Genomic DNA, 12,764 nt, shown 5'->3' on the forward strand with positions numbered 1-12,764 from the left:
TATATTATTAACTAACCAAAACGTCACCAGACATTTCAATTGGAATATCTAAATTCAGTAATCTAAGCACTGTAGGAGCTATATCTCCTAGCTTGCCATCTGCAATATTAGAATAATCTTTGTCGATTAGAATACAAGGCACAAGATTGGTCGTATGTGCAGTATTTGGTGAGCCATCTTCATTCAACATGAATTCAGAATTACCATGATCAGCCAAAATGATAAAAGAATATCCAAATTCTAAACCAGTCTCAACAACTTTTTTCAAACATATATCAACTGTCTCCACAGCTTTCACTACGGCTTCGAATACTCCTGTATGTCCTACCATATCTGGATTTGCAAAGTTCAAGCATATAAAATCTGGTTGGTTGTTAATAATATCGTGGCAAATAGAGTCCGCGATACCAAATGCACTCATTTCAGGCTGCAAATCATAAGTTGCGACTTTCGGTGATGATACCAATAATCTTCTTTCTCCTTTAAACTCTTGTTCACGGCCACCTGAAAAGAAGAATGTTACGTGCGGGTATTTTTCCGTTTCTGCAATACGAACCTGTGTCTTTCCTTGAGCTTCTAATGCTTCTCCCAAAGTATTTGTTAGATTGTCTTTTTGGAACACAACTTTGACACCTTTGAAGGTATCATCATAAGAAGTCATTGTCACGTAATATAAATCCAAAGGCTTCATATTATATTCAGGAAATTCTTGTTGTGTTAATGCAATAGTAATTTCTCGACCACGGTCAGTTCTGAAGTTGTAGCAGAATACAACGTCACCTTCTTGAATCGTCGCCTTAGGTGAGCCGTCATGATTAGCTATAACAATTGGTTTTATGAATTCATCCGTTACACCATTTTTGTATGATTCTTTAATCGATTCTTGCAAATTTGATGAAGGTTGACCTACGCCTTTTGTTAGTAAATCATAAGTTTCTTTAACACGTTCCCAACGATTATCTCTATCCATTGCGTAATAACGGCCAATGGCAGAAGCAATCGTTCCAGTAGATATAGTTAAATGATTTTCTAAATCTTTAACATAATCTAGACCACCATTTGGATCTGTATCACGACCATCTAAAAAAGCATGAATAAAAACTTGATCATTTGTCAAACCAGCTACTTTTGCAGCATCACACAAAGCTTTGAGATGCGTAATATGTGCATGTACACCGCCATCAGACAATAATCCGATGAAATGTACTTTTTTGTTATTAAGCTTTGCATAGTCAAAGGCATCCTGTATAACTTGGTGGCTTTCGAAAATACCATCTTTTGCCGCTTTATTAATACGTCCTAATTCTTGATATACAACTCTACCTGCTCCTAGATTCATGTGACCTACTTCTGAATTACCCATTTGTCCTTCTGGGAGTCCGACAGCCTCTCCAGATGCTTCAAGTTTAGAATTTGGATATTTTTGTAATAAAGAATTTAAATAAGGAATCTTTGCAGATAAAACAGCATTTGAATTATCATTTTTGCCATAACCTAATCCATCTAGGATGATTAAGGCTACTTTCTTTTGATTTAAGTTGTCCACAGACAAATATAAAAAAACTACTCTTAAGTTATTAAATTCTGAAATTAAATTATTCATTTTTGAAAATATGCTATTTTCTCGCATTATTATTGGATGCAATCTATCGTAATTGATATATTCGCACATATTTTCTATTAAATGAACATAATTGTTGTTACAATAATTTCAATATTATCTCTATTTAATCTGTCAGACAACAATGATATGGATAAAGTTGTTCTTGACGCATTAATGAATTCTGATGGAAAGAGACTGAGCAATCTTTTCACTTCATCGATAAAAATATCAATTCTTAAAGACGAACAAATAGCAAATAAATATCAAGCTGAGTTGATTGTCTCTGATTTTTTTAAAAACAATAAGCTTGTTGAGATTAAAAGATTACCTCAACCGAAAAACATTTCTATTAACTGCTTAGTATATGAGGTTAGAACTGTGAAAGGACGACAGCGTATATTTATGAAAATTGTTAATTTGAAGAATAAAGATCATATATCTGAATTCAGAGTGGAATAGATTATATTTTTATCAAACATATATTTTACTCATCTTCGTTTTAAATAAGTTATTGATAATAAAATAGACAGAATGGATATAGCATATAAAAATCTCTTGAAAAAGTTTGTGGATCAGGCTGTTTTAGAAGATGTACAGGATGGTGATCATACTTCACTCGCTTCATTACCAGAGAATAAGATGGGGGAAGCAAAACTACTAGTGAAAGATGATGGTATCATTGCTGGGGTAGAGGTTGGGGTTGAGATTTTTAATCATATTGACGAAAACCTTAACGTTGAGATTCTTATTAATGATGGAAGCATTGTTGAAAATGGAGATATTGTACTTTACGTAAAGGGAAGAATTCATTCTATACTTAAAGCGGAAAGGTTAGTTTTGAATGTAATGCAGCGTATGTCTGGTATTGCTTCGCGTACAGCTGAATATGTAAAACAGCTAGACGGCACTAACACGAAAATTCTTGATACTCGTAAGACTACACCATTGTTGCGTTTTTTAGAGAAGCGCGCTGTAGTATTAGGTGGGGGAGTTAACCATCGATTTGGACTATATGATATGATTCTTATCAAAGACAATCATGTTGACTATGCAGGATCCATTACAAATGCTGTAAAAAATGCAGTAAAATATAAAAATGAAAAAAAATTAAACATTCCTATTGAAGTAGAGGTTCGTAACTTTGAAGAATTAGAAGAACTGTTGCATTGCAAAGGTGTGGATCGAGTTATGTTTGATAATTTTACACCAGAAGATGTGAGAAAAGCAGTAAGCGTAGTTGCGGGTAAATTGATTACAGAGGCTTCTGGAGGAATTGACCTCAGTACAATTAGATCATACGCACTCTCAGGAGTGAATTATATATCTGTAGGAGCATTGACACACTCAGTGAAAAGTTTGGATTTGAGTTTAAAAGCTAAGCTTATTTAGTATTTTTGTTTAGGATTTAAATATTTTAATGATTTCATTATATTTATTTGGTATTGTAATACTCGCCTATTTGTTTGGTTCCATACCTACAGCAGTTTGGTTTGGACAAGCATTTTATGGTGTAGATGTGCGGGAGTATGGTAGTGGAAATGCTGGGGCAACGAATACATTTCGGGTTTTAGGAAAAAAGGCTGGAATTATTGTGATGTTAGTCGATATTTTCAAGGGTTGGACAGCCACTAACTTACCTTATTTATTAGATTCGGAAATCGTAGGTACGCATGATTCCGCGCACTTCGTGAATTTTCAACTCGCATTAGGCGTTATTGCTGTTTTAGGACATTTATTTCCCATTTTCGCTGGCTTCAGAGGTGGAAAAGGAGTAGCCACACTCTTTGGGATGGTAATTGCGATACAGCCATTGGCAGCTTTGTGTTGTGTTACTGTATTTTTGGTGTGCTTGATTATAAGTCATTATGTATCATTGAGCTCTATACTTTCTGGCTTTACATTTCCAGTTAGTTTAGCACTTGTCATCAAGACAACTGTTCCCTCGGTAATGTTGTATGCTATAGCAATATGCGTTTTGATTTTGATAACCCATCAGAAAAACATTGAGCGGCTTCTTAAGGGAAAAGAATCAAAAATATACTTGTTTAAAAAATCTTCAAAATAATTCTTCTTTCTTAAACTTTTAGGAATCATTATTGTATAATGTAGTTAGAAGGTATTATTAATTTAAAAATATTATGAAAAAGATATTTACATATGCATCATTTGTGTTGTTGGGAGCAACATTAGTAGCATGCGCGACATCCGCAGTGACTGGAAGAAAATATTTAAAGTTAGTAGATAGCGAAACTATTAATCAGCAAGCTACATTGGCTTATAAAGAGTTTTTAAATGATAAAAATACGAAAGTAGTAACTGGTACTGCACAAGCTACTGCTGTCAAGCGTGTTGGTAATAATATTGCTGCAGCAACGCAGCGCTATTTGCAACAAAAAGGAATCGCCGATAATTTTAATTTCAATTGGGAATTTAATCTTATACAAAATAGTGATGTTAATGCGTGGTGTATGCCAGGTGGCAAAGTTGCTGTATTCACAGGAATTCTACCTATCTCAGGCACAGAAGGTGGGTTGGCGACTATAATGGGTCATGAGATCGCACACGCCTTAGAGGAGCATTCTGTAGCTCAGGTTTCTAATCAAATGGCATTGCAATTAGGTGCACAAGTAATAGGTGCTGCTTCGCAAATGTCAAATAATAAAGGTGTCGCTGTTCTAAATCAAGTTTACGGTATTGGTGCGCCATTGGGGATGTTGAAATTTTCTAGAAATGATGAGTTAGCAGCTGATAAAGCCGGATTGATTATTATGGCGATGGCGGGATATGATCCGAATGAAGCAGTGAAATTTTGGGAAAGAATGGCTGGCGCAAAATCAGGTGCGAATACGCCACCAGAATGGTTGAGTACACACCCTAGTGATGCGAGACGTATTTCTCAAATACAAGCACTAGTGCCTGAGGCAATGAAATATTATAAAAAGTAATCAAATTTATAATAACAAAATAAGCGCGAATGATCTTTCATCCGCGCTTATTTTATTATTAAGGAATATTTAAATATTTGTGGGTTTGTAAGGAAATATTCCACTTTGGATTATCCTTTACATAATCAATAATAAGTGGTGTAACCTCAGCTGCTTTTGACCATTCAGGTTGTAAATAAAGCTTACAATTTGGTGCTGCTAATGCGGCATGCTCTTCAGCCCATAGGAAATCAGATTTGTTAAAAACAATAACTTTCAATTCACCAGCAGCTGCTAAAACTTCAGGTCTCGGACCTTTAAATTTCTTTGGAGATAGACAAATCCAATCCCAATCACCGCTTAATGGATATGCTCCCGAGGTTTCGATAAAAGTTTCAATTCCTTCCTCTTTCAAACGTCTCGTCAGCAAATCTAAATTATAGATTAAAGGCTCACCACCTGTAATGACAACTGTTTTTGCGGGATGAGTTTTTGCATTATTCACGATTGTTTCTACAGAAGTAAGAGGATGTAATTCAGCATCCCAACTTTCCTTGACATCACACCAATGGCAACCTACATCACAACCTCCAAGACGTATGAAATATGCAGCTTTTCCAGTATGATATCCTTCACCTTGAATTGTGTAAAAATCCTCCATAAGAGGTAATAATGATCCGTCTTCAGGAACTTGATGCGACATTGTGTAATTATTAGAGTGCAAAGGTACGATTATTTGCTATTATGTCATTGGACATATGTGTCTAATGTAAATGTACATTGGTTATTTAATTGTCAAAATGTTATATTTGATTTTAGCCAATCATAACTATGAGCGTCTTCCTACGAGCTATTATCTATGTTATATTCTTAGTGCACAGTATAGAGGTATTTGCAGATGGCTCAAAAGACTTATACCCCAATGGAGTTAGGGGAGGGCGAGCTTTTATGGAAAGTGTAACTTATCAAAATGGACAATTAACTCATAATTATTATAATCATGCAAGACATTTTGCTTATGTACAGAAGGATGAATCGCTTGCTGTAGCATCAAGTGCACAAGGTGTTAGAGGAGGAACAATTCGTATAGTAAGTCCTTCTGGAAGACAATATTCAACAGGAAACGATGTGTTGGGGAAAATTAGTGGATCTGCTGGCTTCACAAATAGACAAGCAGAGTTAGCAGGACCACGAGTAGGGTATCAACCTTTTGAAATAACAGCTCAAGAGGATGGAATATGGATGATTGAATTTTTAACTCCAGATAGTACAGCTAATAATAATACTATTCCTAACGTAGGAGCAAATGATAATTGGACTCAGCCCGATAATCAAAATGTAATAGCTGCTTGGGACGTTTCTGTGAGAAATAAATCAGACACAGAGTGGTTAAGTGGGAGAGTGTTTGTCAATGTATTGAATCTACATATACATGGCGACAATATGGCAAACATTAATCGCGCCTATTTTGGGGTAAATTATGTATTAACAAAAGATGGTTATTATTATAAGGTGGACGGAAATGGCAGTATAGGACTGAAGTTTACCTATTTTGTTAATAATTCAGGGATTTTAAATTCAGAAAATACACCAAGTTATAAGAGCTCGACAGAAGGCTACAATGCTCGTCTTCATAATCCTAATTCAAAAGATATTGGAAATGAATTCGTAACGCACAAAATATTCTACACCGTGCCTAATGCTGACTTGCCGCAAAATAGTCATAGTGCGTTGGGATCAACTTGGTTGCTAAATGACGTGCAGATTCCTAGTGTTAAAAATATCAAGGTAGGTAGTTCAGAATCTACCGAAAATAATATAAATACAAAGGGAAGTGAAATTTCTTTTCAGACGAATTATGCTGGACGATACAAGGTAATAGTTAGGAGTATCGATGAAAATATTAATTTCATGCCATGGGAATCAATTGTACAGGGACAGATAGGAGAAAATAAATTTGTTTGGCCTGGAATTGATGGTAATGGAAATTTAGTGCCAGGTGGTTCTTATAGTATTCAAGTTAGTATTTCATCTATTGAGGGAGAAGTTCATTTTCCTTATTTTGACATGGAAACAAATCCTAATGGGTTGAAGTTAGAAAGACTAAATAGAGATAATGGATTACTAGAACCAGCAATTATATATTGGGATGATAGTGATATTCCTCGTGGTAATAACATAGCAGAACATTCTAATCCCATAGTGAATCTGGAAGGGATTTTAAGTAATGTCAATGGACACCGTTGGGGAACATATACTGTGTCTTCAGGAAGTGCTAATAATAATCTATTTACTGGTTCAAATAGTTTTGGCAATAATATGGCTATGAATACTTGGTCGTATGCTGTTCAAGTAGAAGAGTTGTCAGAAAAGGAAATAGTAGTAGAAGTTGCTGATTTAGAGGTCATCTCTCTTTTGGCAGATAAAGATACCATTGAACTGAATGAAAGGGTTAATTTTACAGCTAAAGTAAGAAATAATGGACCTTCAGATGTTGTAAATGGTAAATTTGAATTCAGTTTACCTTTAGGTTTCCAAATTGAAAATGTCACTTTGGAAACTAATGATTGTGCAAGTATTGGTTCAATAAATAAATTCAACAATACTTTAACTCTGACTCTAAATATAGAAAATAGTTGTGAAGCTACATTTCTTATTAGCGCTTTCGCAAATAATGTTCCTGATGATACTTATGGTCATGTAATTGCAGAGGCAGGAGTAGTTAGACCCAAAGGTTACACTGATCCAGATGCAACGCTTAACAATATTGCAGAATTAGATCCTAAGTCTGCACGTGAAGAATGTGCTCCGAGTGGCTGTAATAATATAAAGACAAACGCAGATGTATTTTTGCTGGAACCTATAAATGAAAGAGGGAAAATTTCACTCCTAAAAGAGGTAAGGCATGTAGATAGTAATGGTTCTGGATTTCAGGAAGCTGGTGAGATATTAGAATATAAATTTACAATTCGTAATGTCGGTCAGGTGAATATTTCTGAATTAGTTATTCTGGATTCATTATTATCTCCTTCTCGTTTACCCTTAGATGAAGTGGTGTTAGCTGCTGGTCAAGAGTATGATATCGTTGTTCCATATACAATTACAGATGAAGATGTGAATAGAAAATTTATTATAAATAGAGCTTTCGTTGAAGGGAAAAATCCAAGAAACTTTGATGTCAAAGATATTTCTGGTACAACCTATACGAATGATGACAGTACAAAAATTGATATTGATAAGCTTCCTGTAATACAATTAAAAAAATCTGTTGTAAATCGTGGTACAGGTGAAAATAATCAATTCACAGTAAATGATACGATAATGTATCGCTTTGAAATACTACATCAAGGGGATGTTGGTATTCAGGATATTAAGTTATTTGATAATCTATTATTCACTTCATCACACACAGTTTCATCTAATCAAATTAGTAACAAAACTATTTTTGTCGAATTCCCCTATCACATCACAAGTGCAGATATCAGTAGAGGGTATATAGAAAATTCTGCAGTGGTGGAGGCGAAAGATGTAAAATATGCGAATCTTCTTAGAGATACTTCTGGGAATACATTTTTAGATAACCAGAAAACAATAACTATAGTTGCAAAACCTCCAATAGCTTTGACAGACTACATAGAAATCTTTCAAAGCCAAAATGCATCACTCCAAATTCTTGCAAACGATCAAAAGGGTAGCAGTGGTTGGGAAAATGGGAGAATTGAGATTATAGAACAACCATCAATGGGCAGTTTGTCGATAAATGGTGTGAATATATATTTTACACAACATAATAATCTCGAAAGTGGAACAGATTATTTTACATATCGCATTATTGATAATAGTAGACTCTCAAGTGAAATTGTACGTGTAGATATTGAAATCATTAAGACAATCCCCATTACAGTTAGTGATTATTTCATTCAGAACTATAATACAAAAATAAAAATCAATCCAACCTTAAATGATTATGTAGAGTATTCTGAGCTTGATTTAGAAAGTATTAGTGTAATTAACCAGCCTTCAAATGGCACATTAGTTTATTTAGGAAAAGGCGAGTTCAGCTATGAGTCTGATAAAACATTTTCTGGAGTAGATGAATTCAGTTACAGGATTATGGATAAAAATGGTAATTGGTCTGAGCCCGCAACCGTAAAAATTGAAATTTCTGGAATATTGATACCTAATGTAATTACACCTAATGGAGATGGTTTAAATGACTTTTTTGAGATTATTGGATCATATCAATTCGAAAGTGTAGAGTTACAAGTTTTTGATCGGTTCAAAAATTTAATCTATCAAAATTCAAATTATCAAAATAATTGGGAGGTAAATTCTACTGTGCGTGATGGAACTTATTTTTATATCTTAAAGTTGAATAAAATAGGAGAGCGACCTATAATTCGGAGGGGATCGCTATTGATAACACGAGAAATGCTGAATTAAACTATTCATGCCATTCTTCACGTCCTAAAGGTTTTTTATTCTCCAAATTTGGATATGGTTCTTCTAATGCATTACTATCCTGAATAGAATGTAATTTTGGTTGACCTGCATCAATCCATGCCGAATACCAAAACGATGATACCGCATGTATTGCGGATTTGAACCGACGCTGCACCATTCCGTTCATCGCAAGGTCGTAAGCTTCGACATATTTGTCCGAATAGGTTTGAATCAGTTGATTGTTGCGCTCGATATATGATCTTATTTCTGTTGATTTAAATATGTTGGACAGATTTTTCTCTATCTGCAATACGGAGTCAACCAGCGCATTACTTTCGCGTACAATTTTCCAGGCGTATTCTAATGGATCTTTTATGTATTGCGCAGGACCTATGAATAAATCATAATGCCCCATATACATTTCGGGAATACGTGTTTCCCAAAGCGAATGAATACCCATTTGATTGGTGTATTGACCATTGTAATTACTGGTTGTATGTAGTGGCACATGCGCATCTGCTACATAATGTCCTAAGTCCGCACTCAATTGAACTATTTTTTTATTGTTTTTGGTTTTGAATGCCTCCACCAAATTCAAATAAGTTCTATTAATTTGCCAAGGAACAATACCTTGAGCAAGCAATTTCTTTTCATTTAGTTTTTCTTTAGCCTTAGACCAATGAATGGGAATGCTATCAATATGATCGTATTTGTCCAAATCAATATAATGCTTTGGACCTTCGATTGTATCAACATAACATCTTTTATCCGCATCAACTGCCTTTGCAGTTATTTGTTTAATATGTGTTTTATAATAGGAAGCTAATTCTGTGGGAAGTAGAAAAACAGCCGTTTCATTGATTTTTTTATGTGGATTGAATCCCCAAGAACAAAACAGTAGGATAATACCTATCGATAAAAGATGAAAGCGATTCATAATTAGTGGATTATACACTATAATTAATGAAAAATTTTTAATTAAAAGTAGTTTAATATGAATTTATGACCTTATTTAATAAAATTATGTATTTTCGACTCACATTATATTGCTATACATGAAGATACTTTATGCTATTCAGGGGACAGGAAACGGGCATTTGTGCCGAGCTATGGATATTATACCTTGTCTGCAACAGTTTGGTACTGTAGATGTGCTGATGAGTGGTATTCAGGCGGATATTTGTATGCCTTTTGATATCAAATATAGACTTCATGGGTTAAGTTTTATCTTCGGAAAATCTGGCGGAGTTGATTTATGGAAGACTTTTATGAGTTCGACCGTTCGTAAACTTTTGCAAGAAGTAAATGAAGTACCTGTGCAAGATTATGATCTTGTAATTAATGACTTTGAACCTATTACAGCTTGGGCATGTCAGACAAAAGATCTTCCGTGTATAGGGTTGAGTCATCAGATAGGCGCAATGCACCCAAATAGTCCAAAGCCCGAAGAGACGGATATGATGGGTAAATTCATTATGAAAAATTATGCTCCCGTATCACAAGCATATGGATTTCATTTTAAGCAATACCATAAATCGATTTTTACACCGGTCATTCGTGAGCCGATTCGCAAATTAGAACCTACCAATTTGGGACACTACACAGTTTATTTGCCAAGTTATGATGATGCGCATTTGTTGAAGCATTTAACCAAATTTTCAGATGTGCAATGGGAAGTTTTTTCGAAGCATAATAATAAACCATTACATGTCAAGAATGTGAAAATTCAGCCTATCGATAACGATGCATTTGTGAAAAGTATGGCTTCAGCAGAAGGAGTGTTATGCGGAGCAGGATTTGAAACACCAGCGGAAGCCTTGTATCTAGGTAAAAAAGTGCTGGCTATTCCAATGAAAAATCAATACGAACAACATTTAAATGCCGCTGCACTAGAAGATATTGGGATTCCAATAATTAAAAGTTTAAAAAAGAAATATGAGTACGATATAGAGGTTTGGTTAAACAGCACGAATAAAGTCAAAGTGGATTATCCAAACAATACTATGCAAATTGTAGAATCAATTATATCTAAAAATACATGAAATTAAAATTTATTTACGCCTTATTATTTTTTGGTGCTGCCGTTCATAATGTAGATGCCCAAACCAAAAAGAAAACTAATTCCACAACAAATAAAACGGCTAAAAGTGTTGCGACCACAGTTCAACCCTTGGCTTTAAAATCAACGAAAGATTCTTTATCGTATGCTTTGGGTGTAGATGTTTCTAAAAACCTAAAAAATGCGGGATTTGAAATTACGTCTGAAGTTTTCCTCAAAGGATTGAATTCTGCGTTAAAAGGAGATTCATTGTTGTTGACTGAAGACCAAAATATGGATGTAATTCAAAAGGAATTCACTAAAATATACGAAAGAAAGAATGCAGAGCTAAAGAAACCAGGTGAAGAATTTTTAGCTAAAAATAAACAAAGACCAGAAGTCAAAAGTACTCCAGAAGGAGTACAATACGAAGTCTTGAAAGAAGGTGAGGGGGCGCAACCTACTTCAGAATCTGAAGTGGAAGTTCATTACAAAGGTACATTGATCGACGGGACACAGTTTGATAGTTCTTATGACCGTAATGAATCATTGACGTTAAATTTGAATCGTGTGATTGAGGGTTGGAAAATCGGTATTCCATTGATGAAGGTTGGTTCTAAGTACAAGTTTTATGTGCCGTATCATTTAGCTTATGGCGAACGTGCAACAGGTTCTATTCCAGCTTATAGTGCGCTAATATTTGAGGTTGAACTTTTAGGTATAAAATAATATATGCGCTACAATAAGTTAGGTAAATCGGATATTGTAATTTCTGAAGTAGGCTTTGGATGCATGTCTCTGCAAGCTGCAAATACGTCCGAAAATGAATATTTAATTCATAAAGCCATTGCTTCAGGCATTAATTATTTCGATACAGCTGACTTATATGATTTTGGTGAGAATGAAAAGCTGCTCGGTAATGCCCTAAAGGGTAATCGGGATAAGGTAGTTTTAGCTAGCAAAGTTGGGAATAAATGGAATGCGGACAAGTCTGGCTGGACTTGGGATGTATCAAAAGATTATATCAATCAAGCTATCGAAGAATCGCTGACAAGGCTTCAAACAGATTATGTTGATCTTTATCAAATACATGGTGGAACTATAGAAGATAATTTTGATGAGGTTATAGAAACTTTAGAAAATTTGGTTTCGAGTGGAAAGATAAGAGCGTATGGGATTTCATCTATTCGCCCAAATGTGTTTTTACGATTTGCTAAACAGTCCAATATGGTTTCTAATATGATGCAATTTAGTCTTTTAGATACTCGACCAGAACCTTATTTGATGGAGTTTGAAAATGAGAATGTTTCCATCTTGTCAAGAGGTGCATTTGCACAGGGTATATTAGTTGGAAAGCCTCCAAAAGCCTATTTAGAGCATAGCGAAACTGAAGTGGCTAATATTATTCAAAACGTTCAGGACGTTTCGAATCAATTAGATATTTCTAAGGAATCCATAGCACTTTCCTATTTATTACGTTACAAGAAAATCACATCAGCGGTGATCGGTGTTCGCACTCAGCATCACTTAGACAAGTTGATATTTGCTGTACAAGAATTGGAAAAACTTCAAATCGATTTTGGTTTATGGGATATTCCAAAAATTGAATATACTGCGCATATATAATAAACAGGGCAGGCGAGATTATAGAATCTCGCCTGCTCTGTTTATATTTTTTTTCACTAGTGTCCGGTAAAGATTAAAAAAGGCTGGCGCAAGCACCAACCCTTTAGCTAACTTTGAGGTTGCAAAACAA

11 protein-coding genes are annotated in these 12,764 nt (G+C 34.8%); 8 read left to right on the forward strand and 3 right to left on the reverse strand.

The annotated features are described in order from the left end of the window. Positions 1-7: 7 nt before the first annotated feature. The gene (gene gpmI, locus GOQ16_RS14455) at positions 8-1,603 is read right to left on the reverse strand and encodes a 2,3-bisphosphoglycerate-independent phosphoglycerate mutase (RefSeq protein WP_160069938.1); all 1,596 of its coding nucleotides are present in this window, start codon (positions 1,601-1,603) and stop codon (positions 8-10) included. Between the two features lie 147 nt (positions 1,604-1,750). Here gpmI and GOQ16_RS14460 point away from each other — a divergent pair, with 147 nt between their 5' ends. The 4 genes from GOQ16_RS14460 to GOQ16_RS14475 all read left to right on the forward strand — a co-directional run bounded on the left by GOQ16_RS14460 (position 1,751) and on the right by GOQ16_RS14475 (position 4,548). After that, positions 1,751-2,062 carry a DUF4783 domain-containing protein gene (locus tag GOQ16_RS14460; protein ID WP_160069939.1) on the forward strand — a complete coding sequence of 104 codons (312 nt, stop codon included), beginning with the start codon at positions 1,751-1,753 and terminating at the stop codon, positions 2,060-2,062. 72 nt (positions 2,063-2,134) lie between these two features. Further along, positions 2,135-2,992, forward strand: coding sequence for a carboxylating nicotinate-nucleotide diphosphorylase (gene nadC / locus GOQ16_RS14465; protein ID WP_160069940.1), 858 nt, complete (start codon positions 2,135-2,137; stop codon positions 2,990-2,992). A gap of 28 nt (positions 2,993-3,020) precedes the next feature. Further along, positions 3,021-3,668 carry a glycerol-3-phosphate 1-O-acyltransferase PlsY gene (gene plsY, locus GOQ16_RS14470; protein WP_160069941.1) on the forward strand — a complete coding sequence of 216 codons (648 nt, stop codon included), beginning with the start codon at positions 3,021-3,023 and terminating at the stop codon, positions 3,666-3,668. Positions 3,669-3,741: 73 nt separating this feature from the next. Continuing rightward, the gene (locus GOQ16_RS14475) at positions 3,742-4,548 is read left to right on the forward strand and encodes a M48 family metallopeptidase (protein ID WP_160069942.1); all 807 of its coding nucleotides are present in this window, start codon (positions 3,742-3,744) and stop codon (positions 4,546-4,548) included. Positions 4,549-4,606: 58 nt separating this feature from the next. Here GOQ16_RS14475 and GOQ16_RS14480 read toward each other — a convergent pair whose 3' ends face one another. After that, positions 4,607-5,230: a 7-carboxy-7-deazaguanine synthase QueE gene (locus GOQ16_RS14480; protein WP_160069943.1), complete on the reverse strand. Its 624-nt coding sequence runs from the start codon at positions 5,228-5,230 to the stop codon at positions 4,607-4,609. A gap of 128 nt (positions 5,231-5,358) precedes the next feature. On the opposite strand from GOQ16_RS14480, the gene GOQ16_RS14485 reads away from it, so the two are divergent. Further along, a complete protein-coding gene (locus tag GOQ16_RS14485; RefSeq protein WP_160069944.1) occupies positions 5,359-8,970 on the forward strand; it encodes a CLIPPER-2 domain-containing protein in 3,612 nt (1,203 codons plus the stop codon). 1 nt (position 8,971) lies between these two features. Here GOQ16_RS14485 and GOQ16_RS14490 read toward each other — a convergent pair whose 3' ends face one another. Continuing rightward, positions 8,972-9,907 (reverse strand): zinc dependent phospholipase C family protein, encoded by a 936-nt coding sequence (locus GOQ16_RS14490; RefSeq protein ID WP_160069945.1) that lies wholly within the window; start codon positions 9,905-9,907, stop codon positions 8,972-8,974. A 118-nt stretch (positions 9,908-10,025) separates the two neighbouring features. Here GOQ16_RS14490 and GOQ16_RS14495 point away from each other — a divergent pair, with 118 nt between their 5' ends. Genes GOQ16_RS14495 through GOQ16_RS14505 form a run of 3 tightly spaced genes read left to right on the forward strand, consistent with a single transcriptional unit; the run spans position 10,026 to position 12,634 of the window. Further along, positions 10,026-11,012 (forward strand): glycosyltransferase family protein, encoded by a 987-nt coding sequence (locus GOQ16_RS14495; RefSeq protein ID WP_149915640.1) that lies wholly within the window; start codon positions 10,026-10,028, stop codon positions 11,010-11,012. After that, positions 11,009-11,737 (forward strand): BamJ family beta-barrel-assembly machinery protein, encoded by a 729-nt coding sequence (bamJ, locus tag GOQ16_RS14500; protein WP_160069946.1) that lies wholly within the window; start codon positions 11,009-11,011, stop codon positions 11,735-11,737. The genes GOQ16_RS14495 and bamJ overlap by 4 nt, the downstream gene beginning before the upstream one ends. A gap of 3 nt (positions 11,738-11,740) precedes the next feature. Continuing rightward, positions 11,741-12,634 (forward strand): aldo/keto reductase, encoded by an 894-nt coding sequence (locus tag GOQ16_RS14505; protein WP_160069947.1) that lies wholly within the window; start codon positions 11,741-11,743, stop codon positions 12,632-12,634. The last annotated feature ends 130 nt before the right edge of the window (positions 12,635-12,764 follow it).

The sequence above is a fragment of the Sphingobacterium bovisgrunnientis genome (assembly GCF_009829085.1).
GTDB classification, from domain to species: Bacteria; Bacteroidota; Bacteroidia; order Sphingobacteriales; family Sphingobacteriaceae; genus Sphingobacterium; species Sphingobacterium bovisgrunnientis.

Coding starts and splice junctions, on each gene's coding strand:
- gpmI (WP_160069938.1), bottom strand. CDS start 1,603: ATGAATAATTTAATTTCAGAATTTAATAACTTAAGAGTAGTTTTTTTA.
- GOQ16_RS14460 (WP_160069939.1), top strand. CDS start 1,751: ATGGATAAAGTTGTTCTTGACGCATTAATGAATTCTGATGGAAAGAGA.
- nadC (WP_160069940.1), top strand. CDS start 2,135: ATGGATATAGCATATAAAAATCTCTTGAAAAAGTTTGTGGATCAGGCT.
- plsY (WP_160069941.1), top strand. CDS start 3,021: ATGATTTCATTATATTTATTTGGTATTGTAATACTCGCCTATTTGTTT.
- GOQ16_RS14475 (WP_160069942.1), top strand. CDS start 3,742: ATGAAAAAGATATTTACATATGCATCATTTGTGTTGTTGGGAGCAACA.
- GOQ16_RS14480 (WP_160069943.1), bottom strand. CDS start 5,230: ATGTCGCATCAAGTTCCTGAAGACGGATCATTATTACCTCTTATGGAG.
- GOQ16_RS14485 (WP_160069944.1), top strand. CDS start 5,359: ATGAGCGTCTTCCTACGAGCTATTATCTATGTTATATTCTTAGTGCAC.
- GOQ16_RS14490 (WP_160069945.1), bottom strand. CDS start 9,907: ATGAATCGCTTTCATCTTTTATCGATAGGTATTATCCTACTGTTTTGT.
- GOQ16_RS14495 (WP_149915640.1), top strand. CDS start 10,026: ATGAAGATACTTTATGCTATTCAGGGGACAGGAAACGGGCATTTGTGC.
- bamJ (WP_160069946.1), top strand. CDS start 11,009: ATGAAATTAAAATTTATTTACGCCTTATTATTTTTTGGTGCTGCCGTT.
- GOQ16_RS14505 (WP_160069947.1), top strand. CDS start 11,741: ATGCGCTACAATAAGTTAGGTAAATCGGATATTGTAATTTCTGAAGTA.